Origin of the sequence: Myroides sp. A21 (assembly GCF_000807225.1) — a bacterium.
Lineage (GTDB): Bacteria > Bacteroidota > Bacteroidia > Flavobacteriales > Flavobacteriaceae > Flavobacterium > Flavobacterium odoratimimum.
Genome location: NZ_CP010327.1, coordinates 1,093,390 through 1,110,978 on the forward strand (window position 1 = coordinate 1,093,390; position 17,589 = coordinate 1,110,978).

Annotated in this window: 16 protein-coding genes; 6 read left to right on the plus strand and 10 right to left on the minus strand. The window is 35.7% G+C overall.

Annotated features, from left to right (window positions below; genetic code table 11):
- Positions 1-374: 374 nt before the first annotated feature.
- A complete protein-coding gene (locus MYRA21_RS05035) occupies positions 375-602 on the minus strand; it encodes a hypothetical protein (protein ID WP_006259916.1) in 228 nt (75 codons plus the stop codon).
- A gap of 70 nt (positions 603-672) precedes the next feature.
- Complete coding sequence (locus tag MYRA21_RS05040) at positions 673-945, minus strand: hypothetical protein (RefSeq protein ID WP_006259917.1); 273 nt, start codon at positions 943-945, stop codon at positions 673-675.
- Positions 946-1,217: 272 nt separating this feature from the next.
- Between MYRA21_RS05040 and MYRA21_RS05045 the strand changes: the two genes are divergently transcribed.
- On the plus strand, positions 1,218-2,033 hold the full coding sequence (locus tag MYRA21_RS05045; RefSeq protein WP_006259918.1) for a helix-turn-helix transcriptional regulator: 816 nt from the start codon (positions 1,218-1,220) through the stop codon (positions 2,031-2,033).
- Between the two features lie 77 nt (positions 2,034-2,110).
- Here MYRA21_RS05045 and MYRA21_RS05050 read toward each other — a convergent pair whose 3' ends face one another.
- The 3 genes from MYRA21_RS05050 to MYRA21_RS05060 form a co-directional block, all read right to left on the minus strand.
- Positions 2,111-3,583: a hypothetical protein gene (locus MYRA21_RS05050; protein WP_006259919.1), complete on the minus strand. Its 1,473-nt coding sequence runs from the start codon at positions 3,581-3,583 to the stop codon at positions 2,111-2,113.
- Positions 3,584-3,725: 142 nt separating this feature from the next.
- Complete coding sequence (locus MYRA21_RS05055) at positions 3,726-5,471, minus strand: M56 family metallopeptidase (RefSeq protein WP_230486177.1); 1,746 nt, start codon at positions 5,469-5,471, stop codon at positions 3,726-3,728.
- Between the two features lie 163 nt (positions 5,472-5,634).
- A complete protein-coding gene (locus tag MYRA21_RS05060; RefSeq protein ID WP_006259921.1) occupies positions 5,635-5,997 on the minus strand; it encodes a BlaI/MecI/CopY family transcriptional regulator in 363 nt (120 codons plus the stop codon).
- A gap of 230 nt (positions 5,998-6,227) precedes the next feature.
- Here MYRA21_RS05060 and MYRA21_RS05065 point away from each other — a divergent pair, with 230 nt between their 5' ends.
- Positions 6,228-6,863 carry an isochorismatase family protein gene (locus MYRA21_RS05065; protein WP_006259922.1) on the plus strand — a complete coding sequence of 212 codons (636 nt, stop codon included), beginning with the start codon at positions 6,228-6,230 and terminating at the stop codon, positions 6,861-6,863.
- A 594-nt stretch (positions 6,864-7,457) separates the two neighbouring features.
- Here MYRA21_RS05065 and MYRA21_RS05070 read toward each other — a convergent pair.
- Together MYRA21_RS05070 and MYRA21_RS05075 are read right to left on the minus strand one after the other, a co-directional pair.
- Positions 7,458-7,919 carry a thioredoxin family protein gene (locus MYRA21_RS05070; protein ID WP_006259923.1) on the minus strand — a complete coding sequence of 154 codons (462 nt, stop codon included), beginning with the start codon at positions 7,917-7,919 and terminating at the stop codon, positions 7,458-7,460.
- Positions 7,920-7,935: 16 nt separating this feature from the next.
- Positions 7,936-10,206 carry a TonB-dependent receptor gene (locus MYRA21_RS05075; protein WP_006259924.1) on the minus strand — a complete coding sequence of 757 codons (2,271 nt, stop codon included), beginning with the start codon at positions 10,204-10,206 and terminating at the stop codon, positions 7,936-7,938.
- A gap of 85 nt (positions 10,207-10,291) precedes the next feature.
- Between MYRA21_RS05075 and MYRA21_RS05080 the strand changes: the two genes are divergently transcribed.
- The gene (locus MYRA21_RS05080; protein WP_006259925.1) at positions 10,292-10,948 is read left to right on the plus strand and encodes a metal-dependent transcriptional regulator; all 657 of its coding nucleotides are present in this window, start codon (positions 10,292-10,294) and stop codon (positions 10,946-10,948) included.
- Positions 10,949-10,988: 40 nt separating this feature from the next.
- Here the strand turns inward: MYRA21_RS05080 and MYRA21_RS05085 are convergent, their stop codons facing one another.
- The gene (locus tag MYRA21_RS05085; protein WP_006259926.1) at positions 10,989-11,918 is read right to left on the minus strand and encodes a siderophore ABC transporter substrate-binding protein; all 930 of its coding nucleotides are present in this window, start codon (positions 11,916-11,918) and stop codon (positions 10,989-10,991) included.
- 169 nt (positions 11,919-12,087) lie between these two features.
- Here MYRA21_RS05085 and MYRA21_RS05090 point away from each other — a divergent pair, with 169 nt between their 5' ends.
- The 3 genes from MYRA21_RS05090 to aspS all read left to right on the plus strand — a co-directional run bounded on the left by MYRA21_RS05090 (position 12,088) and on the right by aspS (position 16,196).
- A complete protein-coding gene (locus MYRA21_RS05090; RefSeq protein ID WP_006259927.1) occupies positions 12,088-13,158 on the plus strand; it encodes an NADH:flavin oxidoreductase/NADH oxidase in 1,071 nt (356 codons plus the stop codon).
- Between the two features lie 32 nt (positions 13,159-13,190).
- Positions 13,191-14,339: an MFS transporter gene (locus tag MYRA21_RS05095; RefSeq protein ID WP_006259928.1), complete on the plus strand. Its 1,149-nt coding sequence runs from the start codon at positions 13,191-13,193 to the stop codon at positions 14,337-14,339.
- Positions 14,340-14,438: 99 nt separating this feature from the next.
- Positions 14,439-16,196 (plus strand): aspartate--tRNA ligase, encoded by a 1,758-nt coding sequence (gene aspS / locus MYRA21_RS05100; RefSeq protein WP_006259929.1) that lies wholly within the window; start codon positions 14,439-14,441, stop codon positions 16,194-16,196.
- A 61-nt stretch (positions 16,197-16,257) separates the two neighbouring features.
- Here the strand turns inward: aspS and pth are convergent, their stop codons facing one another.
- Together pth and MYRA21_RS05110 are read right to left on the minus strand one after the other, a co-directional pair.
- Positions 16,258-16,824: an aminoacyl-tRNA hydrolase gene (gene pth, locus MYRA21_RS05105; RefSeq protein ID WP_006259930.1), complete on the minus strand. Its 567-nt coding sequence runs from the start codon at positions 16,822-16,824 to the stop codon at positions 16,258-16,260.
- 129 nt (positions 16,825-16,953) lie between these two features.
- Positions 16,954-17,562, minus strand: coding sequence for a 50S ribosomal protein L25/general stress protein Ctc (locus MYRA21_RS05110; RefSeq protein ID WP_006259931.1), 609 nt, complete (start codon positions 17,560-17,562; stop codon positions 16,954-16,956).
- Positions 17,563-17,589: the final 27 nt, after the last annotated feature.

Here is a 17,589-nt window from a genome sequence, read left to right on the forward strand (position 1 = left end):
CCTTAACTCAACTTTCTGTTAAGTAACTGAACACTTCTGTTCAGTCTTTCGAAACACTCCTTATTGCTGTATTTCTACTCTATAAAGGTCGTTCTTTTACTACCTCAGCTCAACTTTCTGTTAAGTTACTGAACAACTCTGTTCAATCTTTCGAAACACTCTTTATTACTGCATTTCTACTCTACAAAGATCGCTCTTTTACTAACTCAGCTCAACTTTCTGTTAAGTAACTGAACAACTCTGTTCACTTCCTATAATCACTGTTGATAACCTGATTATTACGCTACAAAGATCTCACTTATCAACACCATAACCCATTTGTTGTCAAGAGACTGAACAACTCTATTCACATCTTATAAACACTGTTAATAACTCTAATCTAGGTCTTTCATGGTTGCCTCTATTTTTGCGAGTTCTTTATACACTGGCGTATTCAGCACTTCATATAGAGTCGTACGAGAGATAGGATACACAGGACAGATATATTTCTTCCACACCACTGTCACCGGGATGTCTTCTGTCTTGTATTGGTTATATAAATCCAAGATCAGTTTATATCTTCTCAACTTATTTAATTGACTACCTGCTACTCTTTTTGTCATAACTTTTATTTTTAATGATAAAACAACTTAATAATCGAAACTTTATTTATAATCACTTATTCCTTATCCACTACCTTCTATCTCTTAACCTAGCTATTTTTTCTTCCAACTCACTAGATATTTGATAAGGTTTTAGTTCTTCTTCTCCACCTACGCTTAGGTGATACCCTCTCTCTTGGTTTATACAGATACGCTCCCCTGAGGTAAAGTATCCAGTACCATTAGTTCTGTATAAGGCGCTGTATAGATACAGTTCACGCTCTATGCTTTGTTTCTCTTTTAAAGTCAGAATAGCTGGTTCTCCTGCTTCAAATACGGTTGATGTACTCATCACTGCTTTCATAACAATTTATTTTTGGTATTGATATATCGAACAAGACATACCCAAAATATAAACATCGTTCGTATTATAAAGGAGATTTTTACTGCTTATCTAGAATATCTTACTTGTATCTGTCGAAGTATTCTACCGCTATTATTTCAGTTTATCCCTTTAAAATTAGCTACCTATGCTTTTTTTGACTAATTTTGTTCCTATTACTTTTACAAATATACAAACAAAGTTTCGATTATAAAAACAATTAGAAACAAAGTTTTTTAAATATCATTACTATTATGGATAGAATTCAACGCGTAAACGATGCCATCAAGTGGATTTTCTTTGAGGGATTAGCGAAGAACCAAACAGATCTAGCACAAAAACTAGGGTATACTAAGTCTTCTTTCTCTCAGATAGTAAATGGACGTGTAAACATCAGCGATAACTTTATAGAGAATCTAACCAAATTTGCCCTAAGCTTGAGCAAACATTGGTTACTAACAGGAGAAGGAAGTATGTTATTAACATCACATACATCTCCAGCGATACAAGAACTAACTGGAGATACTCCTACTCAGGAGCTATATAACTTCGAAGCGACTAATATCACGAAGGATACTGTACCAGAGATTATGTATAATAACCACGGAAACAAGTTTACCTTCTACCCTGATGGGCGTATCTATATAGAGGTACTGAAGATCCCTTCATCAGCTCATGCTTCTTATATTACCTGCTATCAGGATGACGCACAGCTTATACAAGAGTTTGACACAGTACAGTTCAGAGTAGATAAGTTTGGGCTTGGTCATTACAAGGCCTTTGATGTAGTAGGAGACTCTATGAATGGAGGGAACATAGAAGATACCCCTGATGGAGCAGAAGTACTAGGACGTGAAGTAGGACGTCACCTATGGGAAGGCGGTTTTAGAAACACGACTTATGGGTTTATCGTCATCACTAAGGATGCTACCTTCTTAAAAGACATTACGAACTATGACGAGAAAAAAGGTGTCATCACCTTATCTAGCCGTAATAAAATATACGAACCATTTGAATACCCTATTAATAGCGTATACCAAATATTCCACGTGATTAAACGTATTTTCTAGATAGATACATTACATAAAATAATAAAGCCCAAGCTTAAAATTAGACTTGGGCTTTTTTTATTCTTAATTTATAATAGCTAGTTACATTGAGTATCGTACTTATCTACTAATTGTTTTAATCCTTCTAGGCTAAACAAATCAATTCCTTCTAAATTAATTGATTCACATCCTAGATAAGCTTTAATAGCTGCTATAAGTTTATCTTGATCACTTCTAGTTGTCGCAAAACCATTCTTAACATCTTTTAATTTTATAGTATAAAACTTCTCTGTAGGGCTGTAGAATAATTCGAGTTTATTATTTCCATATATATGTTTAAAGAAAGTAGCCCCACTAGCTAATTTATTTAAAAATCCCATAGTCTTATTTGCAATGTCATAATTAAATCCTTCATAGCGCTCTACTTTACCATCTTTAGCTAAAGTAACTTCAAACTTAACATTATCACTAGCCTTATAACTAGTTGACTTAAACTTACCTTTTGCATTTTCAGCATAAACGAAAACTTTATTACCATAGCTTGAAATATCAGCTATATTACCAGATCCACCAAAAATATCATTCTCCAGCATATCAGTATTATCAAAAGCGATAGAAATCTCACCCTCTACTCTCTCACCTTTTCCATCGATTAAGAATCCTTTCTCTCTTCTAATATTTACATCATTTTCTTTAGCTATTCTCTTTTCTTCTGCTAACTTATCACTTAAAACTTTAATAGTTTCATCACTTACATTTTCAAAGTCAATACCATTAGCATACATAATAGCTAATAATTCTTGAGAAAAAGGTGTTTTTACACCATTATTAGACATCTGATATACTCTGAAACGTTGATTATCATAAGTAAATAACATATATGCAGGACTCTCAGCTCTATACAAATCCCCCATATTAATTTTTTCTTTAAAGCTTGACCAATATCCAATAGTTGTTTTTGTCTTTTTATTAAAGAATGCATAGATAGTCCCATTATCTTTGGTTGTCTTAAAAACCACATTCCCTATTTCCGTATTATCACTAAAAATCTTATTGTCAGCAGCTATTCTAATTTTCTTTTCTGCCATGATAGCAATCCCCTTATCAATAACAGCTTGTACTGAGTCATTAATCATATTAACTCTACTCATCACATCTTGTTTAGGTTCATCCATTAAAGCGTCTAAAACAGTATAGTCTATTCCTTTGTCATTAATCAACTTATATTGTCCTTTAGAAATTAATGCAAATAATACAGTCTCATTACCAAAAGCAAAAGATAAACTCTCAAAAGGTATATTATTACTCTTATTATTACGTAAGTCTGTCACATTCACTACATGAAATGAAGTAGCTACTCTAGTATTTACATTAATATCCTCCAACTTAAATACATTTTCTCCTTGAGGGTTCTTATATATATAGGTATTACTATCTACCTTCTCAATACTCGCTAAAGGATCAGTAGTTTTATCTACATAAACAACACTTTTCTTAATCACTAATTTCTGAGCAAAGGCTCCTGCCATTGTCGCAAGTGATAGACACATTACAAGTAAATTTCTTTTCATATTAAAATATTTTAATGCAAATATAATAAAGAAAAATAAGTTTAATTAACATAACATTAATACTATTTATATTAAAAAAATTAACCTCATCATATTGATGAGGTTAATTACTCGCTAACATAATCTTATATAAGAATCTCACTTAAGGTTTTACACGTATTAGGATAACACCTTCTCTTCCTTCTTCACCATATTTTTCGACTGCTGCATCACCTTTAAATACATCCATTGACACCATTTTATCTGTGCGTATATTTTTTAGATCTTCAGCAGACTTTTTCACACCATTAACATATACTAGTCCTTTATAGTCGCTATTCTGTACTTGAGTCATATCCTTGATGACTTTTTCTTTATATTTTTTAGTTAAGGCTTCTACTCTAGCTTCATTCGCACGATCCTCATCTGTCATTAATGTAAAGCCATACACAGAACCATTACCCGTATAGCCCAGTTCGTCAGCTGCAGCTGCTCTACTATAAACACGTATACCTTTAGTACCATACTTCTCTATTAATGCTTCTGCTTCATGTTTATTACTCTCATCATACAGCTTTCCGTTTACATAATACACAAACTCCCCTTTACTGCGCTTACCTGATTTAATGATAACTACATTCTTACCATCTATTACCGCGTCTTCAGACAACTTCTTTCTGCGTTCTTCCAAACGAAAATCTAGATCACCTTTTGCTGCTTCCCTTTCCTTTCTCTCTTCTAGCATTCTAGAGCGAGCAGCTTCCACTTTAGCTAGGCTTTCTTCTCGTGTTTTTAAAGCTACTTTTCGTGCTTCTTTTGCTTTAGCTAACTCTTCTTCTCGTACTTCTAAAACTACTTTTCGTGCTTTAGCTAACTCTTCTTTTCGTATTTCTTCCGCCTTAGCTAGAATTACTTTTCTCTCTTCTAGTATCACTTTGCTTACGCGCTCAGCCTCTTCTCTTATACGCTCACTTTCATCCACTAGTCTAGACGCTTCCTCTCCTATTCTTATAGCTTCTTCCGCTATTGCTGCCATATCATCATGACTAGGAGCCTTCTTTTTACCAGATTGATCTAGTTGATCCTCTTCTGCGTCAGTAGTCATACTTGTATACTCATCTAATAAAATGTCTTCTACATGATCTTCTTCAAAAGCTGGACTCTCTATATATTTTGCTTTTACCTCTATCTGAAAAAGGAAAAAGAACCCTGCTAATACAGGAGTGATTAATAATAATTTTAAACGTTTCATATTAGTTGATTTTGGGTTGTTAAGCATTAATATACGCTTCTTCAGATCTGAAGAGCCAAAAGTATTCACCACAGGTACACACGCTATCTTATTAGACTCGTATAGTACGAGAGCGCGTTGATACGTATAGCTATCCTCTCGTTTCGCAATCTCTTGATCTACGATATACTCCAGATTTAGGTTTACCTCTTTCTGTAGTAGTCGTATCATCGGATTAAACCAGAATGCGTGTTTTAACCCCTCTAAGAGGATAAGATCTAAACTGTGCTTCTGATGGACGTGTACTTCCTCATGGAGTAGTACTACCTCTAGCTGGCTCAGCTCTTCATAATCCTTTGGCAACACGATATAGTGTAGAAAAGAATAAGCATCACTACTCGATCTATCTACTCGTATATTCTGATGAATAGCTGTCTTAGGCATATTACTAATACGTCTAGTTAACTTAATCAGTTTATACCCAAACCACAAAAGACTCAACAGCGTGATCGTTAAATAAAGATAAGATGTGTATTGGTACACCTCATTCATCGTCCATAGACTCTTCTCTTGTACTAGCTCCACATCCTCCATTACATCCATAATCGGGAGGGACATTGGCGCTAAGTTTATCGTTTCTACCTTCGTATAAGTTAGCAAAGGCAATATTAAACTCAAAAAGATCCCGCTTATAAAGTACAATCGATTCGTCTTGACATAGGTCTCTTTCTGTAAAAACAGTTTATAGCATAAATACACTACCAGCAGTAGTCCATTTACCTTCAATATATATATAAGAATAGGTGTCATAATTCAGTTGATTGGTTGGTTGATAATCAAACTATTTTTTATTCTTTTCTATAATATCCATTAGCTCTTCTAGCTCTGTCTTAGATAATTTCTTATCCTTCACGAAGAAACTCACTAGATTACTAAACGAATTATCAAAGTACTTCTCCATAGTCTCTTCCATAAACATCTTTCGATAATCCTCTTTCTTTACCAGAGGATAATACTGATGTGACTTGCCATAAGCTTTATAAGACACTACCCCTTTTTCTTCTAATATACGAACTAGCGTAGAGAGTGTATTATAATGTGGCTTAGGCTCTGGCATGTGCTCTAGAATATCATTCACAAATCCCTTTTCTAACTTCCAAAGGATGCACATAATCTCTTCTTCTTTATTGGTCAATTTTTCCATAATCCTGATTTGATATACACAAACATACAACTATTTTATTAGTTATCAAACTAAATGTTTAGTTTTTAATTAAAATAATAAAGGTATATAAGCTAATCTGAATACCTAAACAGTCTTTATCCCTTATCAACAAAGCGATGCACTCAATCTCTTCTTAATTTAGATTAAGTGTACTTGACTAAGTATCAATGTATTTTTGATACAGAAAATTAATTAAAATATAAATTACCATGAACAAGTTAACACGTATCAACGCAGACGACGTAGCATTTTTATTAATCGATCACCAGAGTGGATTATTCCAAACGGTAAAAGATATCGAGGTAGCTACACTTAGAGAAAATGTAAAAGTATTAGCAGAAATCGCAGCTGTAGAGAGCATCCCAGTAATCACAACAGCATCTGAGCCAAAAGGACCTAATGGGCCACTAATGCCAGAGATTCACCAACTAGCTCCTCATGCACAATACATAGGGAGAAATGGAGAAGTAAACGCATGGGATACGAAGGAGTTTGCAGATGCAGTAAGAGCTACAGGAAAGAAAAAACTAGTGATCGCAGGAGTATTGACAAGTGTATGTGTAGCATTCCCAGCTATCTCAGCTGCTGCAGAAGGGTTTGAAGTATTCGCTGTTATTGATGCTTCTGGCGATATGAGTCCAATGTCTACACAAGTAACGATGAATAGACTGATGATGGCTGGAGTAATTCCTATCACAACTACTGCTGTACTAAGCGAAATCCTAAAAACATGGAGACATAAAGATGCGGCTGTATATGCTAAGGGAATGTCTTCTGTAATGCCTAACTACCAAGCATTAATAGAAAGCTATGTAAAAGCACAAGAAGTAGCTTTAGAAAAATAATAATAAACCGAGTTCTATATAAAGGAGTGATGCTTGTCACTCCTTTTTTTGTTTTCTAAAGCCCTTGTCGATATGATCAATGCCTTATCTACTCTATATTATATACACTAGTAAACTCCTACCTCATACAATATTCATTAATCTCAATAAAAAAACAACATTTCCAATCCTATTAAACCCTACAAAACGATCAAAAAATAGTCTTTTTTATGTTTTTAAATAGGGTGGTCGGCTTTTGGTCGGCTTGTGATGGGCATTTGGTCGGCTTAAAAACACCATAAATAAGCCGACCACTAGCCTAGCACATCGAAATCAAATCGAAATCAACTATACCATAATCGCTTTATGTAAGCAAGAAAGCAAAAAGAGAATTAGGAGTAATACCTATTATACAGTGTACAGCATATCTAACATTACTAAACAAAAAAAGGCCTTACACAGTGGTATACTGTGTAAGGCCTGCAACATAATTCTAACTAACTATGTATCTAATACAAATGTATACGCACAGATGTACTAGTACTGCAACTATTAAATCGCCAATACATATACGCTTAACGTTCTGTACTGCATCTAGTCTTATTATTCTAAATACTAAGAAGGTTTTATAGCATTCAGTAGTTTATACATATCATTAGATCGTACATACGCAAAATGTCTATACATGATCTCTAGTTTCTCATTGAGAAATATAACAGCTGGATAAGCATTAGACTGAGCTAATTCTTTTGCTAACTCGTGCTGCTTCGCATGGACACCAGTCTTTCTCAGCTCATAGCGCTTTCCTTTATACTCTATAGCTTCTTCTTGTTCTGCGTTAAAAGAGATGAAATAAAAGTCTTCATCTAACTTCTGCATCACTTTATCATTGTTCAACGTCTTCTTTTCCATCAGAGCACAATAGCTACACCAGTCTGTATGCATAAATACGACAACGGGTTTAGGGTCAGTAGCCATCACTTGCTCTAACTCCGAAAACATTATCTCTTTGGGTTGAGCATGGAGTGCTAACCCAAAGAAATAACTAAACATGAAAAAAAAATAAAATCTCGTCATTCTGCTTATGTGCTAACTAAAAAATGTTATATCTCACTCCTAAGAATCCTCTTATCCCTTGCAATGGAGTATAACTATAATCGTTTGGTTCGAAGATTACATCATTTCTACCTGGAGGTGGTACTACACCATTACCTGGCTCTCCGAATGGATCCCACCATCTAGAGATAGGATCTTCTTTTGGTAGCGTGTTGAATAAGTTCTTCACTCCGCCATATACTTCGAATCCGTTGTTAAACTTCTTAGTCACTTGGATATTCGCTAATACTGTCCATGGTGAGTACTCTGGTCGATAGTCATTCTCTACACGTGGCAATCTCATCGGTCCCTTCCAGTCTGATGTCAAATCTGCTGTAAATCCACTACCGAAGTTATAACTTGCGATAAAGTTACCTGACCATTTAGGAGAATGATAGATTTGCTCACGTACTCCATCTTCTTTTCTGAATACATCCATATAAGTAGCTCCTGCCATCAACTTCAGTGGGAAGTCAAATGTCACATCTACGTTAAGAGAGACCCCTTTAGAGATAGCATGCCCATCTAGGTTAGCATAGATAATCTTAGTCTGGTCTGTATCTGTATCTGCATCAATCTTATTCGTGAAATAAGTATAGAACCCGTTCAAATCGAAATTAAACACTCCGAAATTAGAAGGTACTTTCACTGTATAGTTGATATTAGCATTGTATGATTTCTCTGGGTCTAGTTTCTCAGCGAATACTACTTCTCTAGCTCCTGATAACGCTCTGTGATCTTCTGTGAAGACATTCACTACACGGAATCCTGTACCAAAACTCCCTCTTAAGGTATGGTGCGGATGAGGTGTGTACTTATATCCTACTCGTGGAGAGTGAATCCCTTTATGGGTCTTATCATAGTCAAAACGGTATCCTAATAATAATTTATTCTTTTTATTAAGCGTCCATTCATCTTGGATGAAGATACCTGGTATCGGAGTTTCTTCTGGTTGATTCTTTACTAATCCATTCTCATCATAGATACCCGTAGCACGAGTATTGTCATCATAATAAGTGTACTTAAATGACGAACCTAGTAAAAAACTGTGATTTCCTAAGGTCTTATCCCAATAAGCTTGAGCGAAAGCTACTTGTTGTTTCGCATCATAAGACTCTGGTCCATACATAGAGTTCTGCTTGTGATAGATATAAGAGAACTGTGTATAGATATTCTCTGTAGTCGGTAGCTGGTACATCCCTATCGCTTCAAAGCGGTTAGTGAAGATGCTCTCTGCATATACGTCTTCTCCTCCGCGGTGTTGTTTGCGCTTCCAATTAGTCTCTCCTCCCCATCTGTCTTCATATACATAGCGCAGTGCAAGACTAGCTACTTTATCATCCTTTCTCTTTAGAGATACTTTATTGAATAGAGATACTCTGTCTTGCTGAGTTACGTCTGTAAAACCATCCCCGTTTTTATCTTTTCGTTCTCCGAACTTAAAGTAGTTCCCTCCAAAAAGTCCTTTTACTTTATTCCCTAGTTTATAACTAGCTCCTAAATCTATATTGTTTTCTAACCAAGTCGTGCTAAAAGCATCTACGCTTAACTTCGCTGCGTGCTCTGGATCTTTAGTAATCACGTTGATAATACCACCCATCGCTTCTGTTCCGTATAGTGAAGAGGCTGGTCCCTTAACTACTTCTACTCTCTCGATCATATTCGTCGGGATACCGAATAGCCCGTATACAGTCGATAGAGAAGATACGATAGGCATACCATCGATCAGGATCATAGTATACGGCCCTTCCATACCATTGATATGGATGTCTCCTGTATTACATACATTACAGTTTAGCTGAGGTTGTACTCCGTTAATCATCTGTACAGCGTCAAATAAACTAGCAGTAGGATTCTTCTCAAAGAATGCTGGCGTATATATCTCTACAGGTACTACTGCTTCTGACTTTAGCACAGGCTTCAGTGTACCCGAGATAACGATCTCATCTAGATTAGCATCTTCTTTTAGGTCGAAAGATACTGTACTGGTCTGAGTTCCTTTTACAGTTACCTTTTTAGTCTGAGCTGCAAAACCTACGAAGTCTGCCTTCACAGTATAGGTTCCTTCTTTTACTGACTCGAAAGTAAAACCACCTTGCTCATCAGTGACTACTCCCTTATCTGTCCCTACTAAGGTAACTGTAGCATAAGAAAGCACAGTACCATTAGAAAGAACTTTTCCTTTGATATTTTGAGCATAGGAATTCAATGCAAAAAAGAGACAAAGAAAAATATTTATTGTTACAAGTTTAAAAATACTTTTACACATGGCTTTTAATTAAATTTAGGCAAAGCTAAAAATTAATTTGTAATTAAAAAAACACTAACTTTGTATTTAAACAAAAAAACAATCCATGCTTACCTATTCAGAAGAGAATTATTTAAAAACTATATTCCATTTATCACTAGGGCAAACTCAAGGAATTTCGACTAATGCTATTGCTGCAAAAATCGAAACTAAAGCCTCATCTGTGACAGATATGATAAAGAAGCTAAATGATAAGGAGCTGATTAAATATCAAAAGTATCAAGGAGTTACACTTACTCCTAAGGGAGTTATGGCTGCTAAGATGATCGTGAGAAAGCACAGACTATGGGAGGTATTCTTAGTGGATAAACTTGGATTTAATTGGGATGAAGTTCACGATGTCGCAGAAGAACTAGAACATATAAAGTCAGAAAAGTTAATTAATAAACTAGATGCATTTCTAGGATTCCCAACAGAAGATCCTCATGGAGACCCTATTCCTAATGAAAAAGGAGAAATAAAACAGATAGATAAGAAGTTATTATCTGAAGTAGAGGCTAATAAAGAAGTGGTATGTGTAGGGGTGAAAGATTCTTCTACAGAGTTCTTACAATACTTGGATAAACAGAAAATATCGTTAGGATCAAAACTAGAGATATTAGATATAGAGCCTTTTGATCAGTCTTATACTATCAAAGTTGATAATCACACCATCACAATCACAAAAAAAATAGCAAGTAATCTGTTCGTTAAAAAACAATAGACATAAAAAAAGCTTCTCTTTCGAGAAGCTTTTTACTTTATTATTTGTACGCTTTCATTACTTCATCTAACATAATGTTTAGAGAGATATACCCTCCTCCTGCTAGATACCATGCATTTGGATCTAGATAAACAATCTTGCCATTCTTATACGCATTAGTCTTTTGGATCAATGGGTTCTCTACTTCTTTCTTATCCGCATTTACATTTTCCATTACAGCACCTCTATCGATGATAAAGATAATATCAGGGTTGTGCTCTAGTACGAACTCACTAGATACTACATTACCGTGATCGCTTCCCCCCATTAGACCAGCAGCTGCAGACTTCACTCCTAGATCATTAAAGATATATCCATAGCGAGAGTCCTCTCCGAAGGCACTATAACTCTTATTGTTATACAGGATTAATAACGCTTTAGCATCGCTCTTATTAATCACTTCTTTCATCTCAGCTACTTTTGTATCAATATTTTCGATCAATTTATCTGCCTTATCTTCTACTTGAAAAACAGAACCAATTGTTTTAAGATTGTCTTTTGTACTTGCTAAATAATTACTTCCTGAGATACCTAAAGAGATTGTAGGTGCTATTTTAGCGAACTCTGGGTAATCTTTATCAAACCAGTTACTCATAATGATCAGGTCTGGATCTACAGAACTTACTAACTCATAGTTAGGCTGCATAAAAGATCCTACGTTCACAATACTCTCATCATCTGCATATTTAGAAAGGAAGTTAGGACTGTATACCTTAGCCATTCCCTTAAATGGAATACCTAACTCTGCCATATTCTCCATCGCTCCCACGTCGAACACAACTACATTCTCTAGTTTTTTATTAAAACTAACTGATCTACCCATGTTCTCTATCGTAATCGTCTCTTCAGAAGAAGCTTTAGTGTTTTCTTTCTTACAACCTACAAAAAGCAAGGCTGCTAGTACTGTGCTAGTAATAACCTTAGAAGTCATTCTCATTATATCTTTATTTAAATTAATTATAAATAACAAATATAGGGTTACTTGAGAAGAACTCCTCAAATTATTGTAACTTTTATTGCTGAAAATATCTTTTAGGACAAAAGACCTTCTATTCTATTTTGGATTTAATAATTTTGCACCACCAAACAACACACAAATTATGAAAACTCTATTTTCTCCTTTAAAACTAAGGGACAACACTTTACACAACAAAATCATTGTTTCACCTATGTGTCAGTATTCTGCAAAAGATGGTTTTGCGAGTGATTGGCACCTTGTACACTATGGTCAATTTGCGATAGGAAAAGCTGCTGCCATTGTACAAGAAGCGACTGCTGTGACTCCTGAAGGTAGAATAACCTATGCTGATTTAGGAATATGGTCTGATGAACATATAGTGAAACTAAAGCAGATAACGGAGTTTATAAAAAGTCAAGCTACTGTACCTGGTATACAGTTAGCCCATGCAGGAAGAAAGGCAAGCTGTGACAAGCCTTGGATAAATAGAGCACAGATAGCTCCCAATAATGAGAACGGGTGGCAAACTATAGCTCCATCAGCTATTGCCTTCAACGAAGCAGAAAACCTTCCGATAGCAATGGATACTGCAGAGATAAAGAGAATAATAGATGCTTTTAGACAAGGGGCTGAACGCGCTGTAAAAGCAGGCTATGAAATCATAGAGCTACACGGTGCTCATGGTTACTTACTACATCAGTTCTTATCTCCCTTAACCAATCTGCGTACAGATGAGTATGGAGGAACTTTTGAGAATAGAATCAGATTAGTCTTAGAAGTCATAGAGGCTGTTAAATCTGTCTTGACTACACAAAGTCTGTGGTTAAGAATATCAGCCACTGACTGGGCTGATGGAGGTTGGACTCTAGAAGAAAGTATAGAACTCGCTAAAATAGTATATGATAAAGGGGTAGAACTTATAGATGTGAGTACAGGAGGGCTAGTAAGACATCAACAAATAAAAGTTGAGGTTAATTATCAGGTTCCTTTTGCTGAAGCTATAAAACAACAGTCCAATATATTAGTAGGAACAGTAGGTCTAATCAAAACAGGACAACAGGCAGAAGATATCCTGAAGGCCAATCAAGCTGACTGTATCTTACTCGGTAGAGAATTTCTAAGAGATCCTCACTTCGTCATGAGAGCGGCTAATGAACTAGGTGTAAGTCTAGCATGGGCAAATCAATACGAAAGAGGAAAAGAAACATTATAATAGTACATAAAATCAAACTCAGTAAAACAACAATGAACAAAAGTTTAATAGCATTAGCTGTAGGTGGGCTAGCCATCGGAATGACAGAATTCTCAATGATGGGACTACTACCTGACATCGCTAAAGACTTACAAATAAGCATACCTAAAGCGGGTAACTTCATCTCTACTTATGCATTAGGGGTAGTAGTAGGGGCTCCATTATTGGTCATGTCTTCTAATAAATATGCTCCTCATAAAGTATTGATAGCATTAATGGTGATGTTCTCATTCTTTCACTTACTATTCGTATTGTCTCCAAGTTATACAACATTAATTATTTCTCGTTTTATGTCAGGACTTCCTCATGGAGCATTCTTTGGGGTAGGGTCTGTGGTAGCAACACGATTAGCTCAAAAAGGAAAAGAGGCTCAAGCAGTAGCCATCATGTTCGCAGGGCTTACTACCGCTAATCTAGTAGGAGTGCCATTGAGTACCTACATCGGACAAGAGTATTCATGGAGAACAGCCTATATGTTAATCGCTTCTTTAGGAATCGTATCTGCTATCACTATCGCATTTTGGATACCTAAGTTAGAAGCAGACAAAGAGACAAATCTAAAGAAACAAACCGCTTTCTTTAAAACACCTATTGCATGGGTATTGGTAGCCTTAATCTCTATAGGTACAGGAGGACTATTTGCTTGGATCAGTTATATCGCACCGATGATGACTAATATCGCTTTAATATCAGAAGCAAAAATACCTTTAGTCATGACCCTAGTAGGGTTAGGTATGTTCTTAGGAAACTTCGTAGGAGGAAAATTAGCCGATACCTTCCCGCCTGCTAAAGCCGTTATTTTCTCTTTCTGTGCAATGGCAACTTGTTTAATTATTGTATATTACACAGTACATATTCAATGGATGGCTTATGCGATGTCTCTTATCACTGGATTAGTTGCTTTCACAATCGGTTCTCCTTTACAGATGTTATTAATCAACAATGCGAAAGGTTCTGAAATGTTAGCTGCTTCAGCTGGACAAGCATCCTTCAATATTGGTAATGCATTAGGAGCCTCATTAGGAGGACTACCTATCACCATGGGGTTAGGATACAACTCTCCTGAATGGGTAGGGGCAGGATTAGCACTATGTGGGGCGATATTGGCTTATGTATTTATCAAAATAAAAAAAGGGAAATAGCTTAAAAATAGATATTTATAAAATCTAAGACATATTGTTTTGGCTTTTATTCTATCATTCATAATAAGTTTATAAATTTGTAGGAAATAATTTTTAGCAATGTACAGAACGCATAATTGCGGAGCCTTAAGAGCTTCGGATATAAATACAGAAGTTACCCTATCAGGATGGGTAAGCAAGCATCGCGATAAAGGTTTTATGATTTGGGTTGATTTACGTGACCGTTACGGGATTACACAATTAATCTTTGATGCAGAGAGAACTGATAAAGCAGTATTCGAAGCAGCTAAAAACCTAGGACGAGAGTTTGTAATTCAAGTAAAAGGACAAGTAATCGAACGCGCTTCTAAAAACCCAAATATCCTTACTGGAGATATTGAGATTTTAGTAGATACGCTAACAGTATTAAACGAATCTGCTGTTCCTCCATTTACTATCGAAGATGATACTGATGGTGGAGAAGATATCCGTATGAAATACCGTTACTTAGATATCCGTAGAAATCCAGTGAAGAACAATTTATTGTTTAGACACAAGGTAGCTCAAGAGGTAAGAAATTATCTTTCTGCTCAAGATTTCTGTGAGGTAGAAACTCCTTACTTAATTAGCTCTACTCCTGAAGGAGCACGTGACTTCGTAGTGCCTTCTCGTATGAATGCTGGAGAATTCTACGCTTTACCACAATCACCACAAACATTCAAACAGCTGTTAATGGTAGGTGGTATGGATAGATACTTCCAAATAGTAAAGTGTTTCCGTGACGAGGATTTACGTGCTGATAGACAGCCTGAGTTTACTCAGATAGACTGTGAAATGGCATTCGTAAACCAAGAAGATGTTATGGATACATTCGAAGGAATGACTAGACATTTATTAAAATCAGTTCATGGAATTGAAGTTGATAAGTTCCCTCGTATGACTTTCGAAGAAGCAATGCGCAAATATGGTAATGACAAACCAGATATCCGTTTTGGGATGGAGTTCGGTGAGTTAAATGCTGTAGCTCAACATAAAGAATTCGGTGTATTTAATAGTGCAGAGTTAGTAGTAGGTATCGCTGTACCTGGTGCTGCTTCATACACTCGTAAAGAGATAGATGCTCTTATTGATTGGGTAAAACGCCCACAAGTAGGTGCTTCTGGTATGGTGTACTGTAAATGTGAAGCTGATGGATCATATAAATCTTCTGTAGATAAATTCTATGATCAAGAAGATCTTAAGCAATGGGCTGAGGTGACAGGTGCTAAAGCTGGTGACTTAATCTTAGTACTTTCAGGTCCTGCGAATAAAACAAGAGCTCAATTAAGTGCTCTACGTATGGAATTAGGTAATCGTATGGGATTAAGAAAGTCTGATGAGTTCGCACCATTATGGGTTATCGACTTCCCTCTATTCGAATATGATGAAGAAGCTGGACGTTACTTCGCTATGCACCACCCATTTACTTCACCTAAAGTAGAAGATATTCCATTATTAGATACTGACCCAGGTAAAGTACGTGCTAATGCTTATGATATGGTATTAAACGGTAACGAAATCGGAGGAGGTTCTATTCGTATTCACGATAAGGCTACTCAAGAGTTAATGTTTAAACACCTTGGATTTAGCAAAGAAGAAGCTGAAAAACAATTTGGTTTCTTAATGAATGCATTCCAATATGGAGCACCACCTCATGGAGGTTTAGCTTTTGGTTTAGATAGATTAGTAGCTATCTTAGGGGGTCAAGAGACGATTAGAGACTTCATCGCATTCCCTAAAAACAACTCTGGTAGAGATGTAATGATTGACGCTCCGTCAACTATCACTCCAGAACAATTAGAAGAATTACATATCAACGTGGTAAAACCACAGGTATAATGATAAAAAAAGGAGTTACTCAATGAGTAACTCCTTTTTTACTTTATAAGCTCTACTTAATCTACTTTCCGTTATAAGTATTCATAGCATTATTCAATCCTCCCAAAGCAAACTCTTGTACGGCTTTAGAAGCCATTTTAAGACGCTCTGGCAACTGTTCTTTCTCTTTCTCATCCCATACCCCTAAAACATAATCAACTTGCTGTCCTTTCTTAAATTCATCGCTGATACCAAATCTAAAACGAGGATATGCAGCAGAGTTTAAAGTACCTTGAATACTTTTTAATCCATTGTGTCCGCCATCAGATCCTTTTGGTTTGATTCTTATTGTTCCAAAAGCAAGATTTAAATCATCTGTAATCACTAAAATATTCTCTACTGGTATCTTTTCTTTCTCCATCCAATACTGAACTGCCTTACCACTTAAATTCATATATGTATTAGGCTTTAATAATAAAAGTGTTCTTCCTTTTATCTTTACTTCAGCTAAGCTTCCTAATTTCACAGTTTGCCAATCACCTCCAAGCTCATTAGCTATTTCGTCTACAACTTTAAAACCGATATTATGACGTGTGTTGATATACTCAGCACCAATATTCCCAAGTCCTATAATTAAAAATTTCTTCATCCTTCTATTAATGACATAATTAATTGCGTTACAAAAGTACATTAAAGCAAAGAAGTAACCTTATTTTAAGGCACAAAAAAAGCACCTGTGTAAACACAGGTGCTTCTAATAAATATCTTCTCAAAAGAATTATTTTTTCTTTGGAGTAGCTTTTGCTGCTTTTGCTGCTTCTTGAGCTGCTTTCATAGCTGCACGAGAAATTCTTACTTGACAGATTACAGTGTTATCAGTGTGTAACAATTTGTAATTGTTAACAGGTACATCAGTAACATATAATTTGTTCCCCATTTCTAAGTTAGAAATGTTTACTTCTACGAAGTCAGGTAAGTTAGCTGGTAAAGCCTTAACTTTTAATTTACGTAAGTTTAGGTTTAATACCCCTCCAGCCATTACTCCTTTAGAGTTTCCAGTGATTTTAACTGGTACGTCTAATGTAATTTCTTTATCGTCATGTAATTGATAGAAATCGATGTGTAAGATTTTATCGCTTACTGGGTGGAATTGGATATCTTGTAAGATAGCGTTGAATTTTTTTCCACCTTCCAACTCAATTACCACTGTGTGTACGTTTGGAGTGTAAACTAAATTTTTGAATGCTTTTTCTTCAGCAGAAAAATGCACAGCTGCTTCAGTTCCTCCGTATAACACGCAAGGTACCATTCCAGCATTACGTAAGGCTTTAGTTGATACTTTACCTACGCTTTCTCTTTCAGATCCTTTAATCGTAATTGATTTCATTTAAATATATTTAAAAAATTAATAAAT

Coding starts and splice junctions, on each gene's coding strand:
- MYRA21_RS05035 (WP_006259916.1), bottom strand. CDS start 602: ATGACAAAAAGAGTAGCAGGTAGTCAATTAAATAAGTTGAGAAGATAT.
- MYRA21_RS05040 (WP_006259917.1), bottom strand. CDS start 945: ATGAAAGCAGTGATGAGTACATCAACCGTATTTGAAGCAGGAGAACCA.
- MYRA21_RS05045 (WP_006259918.1), top strand. CDS start 1,218: ATGGATAGAATTCAACGCGTAAACGATGCCATCAAGTGGATTTTCTTT.
- MYRA21_RS05050 (WP_006259919.1), bottom strand. CDS start 3,583: ATGAAAAGAAATTTACTTGTAATGTGTCTATCACTTGCGACAATGGCA.
- MYRA21_RS05060 (WP_006259921.1), bottom strand. CDS start 5,997: ATGGAAAAATTGACCAATAAAGAAGAAGAGATTATGTGCATCCTTTGG.
- MYRA21_RS05065 (WP_006259922.1), top strand. CDS start 6,228: ATGAACAAGTTAACACGTATCAACGCAGACGACGTAGCATTTTTATTA.
- MYRA21_RS05070 (WP_006259923.1), bottom strand. CDS start 7,919: ATGACGAGATTTTATTTTTTTTTCATGTTTAGTTATTTCTTTGGGTTA.
- MYRA21_RS05075 (WP_006259924.1), bottom strand. CDS start 10,206: ATGTGTAAAAGTATTTTTAAACTTGTAACAATAAATATTTTTCTTTGT.
- MYRA21_RS05080 (WP_006259925.1), top strand. CDS start 10,292: ATGCTTACCTATTCAGAAGAGAATTATTTAAAAACTATATTCCATTTA.
- MYRA21_RS05085 (WP_006259926.1), bottom strand. CDS start 11,918: ATGACTTCTAAGGTTATTACTAGCACAGTACTAGCAGCCTTGCTTTTT.
- MYRA21_RS05090 (WP_006259927.1), top strand. CDS start 12,088: ATGAAAACTCTATTTTCTCCTTTAAAACTAAGGGACAACACTTTACAC.
- MYRA21_RS05095 (WP_006259928.1), top strand. CDS start 13,191: ATGAACAAAAGTTTAATAGCATTAGCTGTAGGTGGGCTAGCCATCGGA.
- aspS (WP_006259929.1), top strand. CDS start 14,439: ATGTACAGAACGCATAATTGCGGAGCCTTAAGAGCTTCGGATATAAAT.
- pth (WP_006259930.1), bottom strand. CDS start 16,824: ATGAAGAAATTTTTAATTATAGGACTTGGGAATATTGGTGCTGAGTAT.
- MYRA21_RS05110 (WP_006259931.1), bottom strand. CDS start 17,562: ATGAAATCAATTACGATTAAAGGATCTGAAAGAGAAAGCGTAGGTAAA.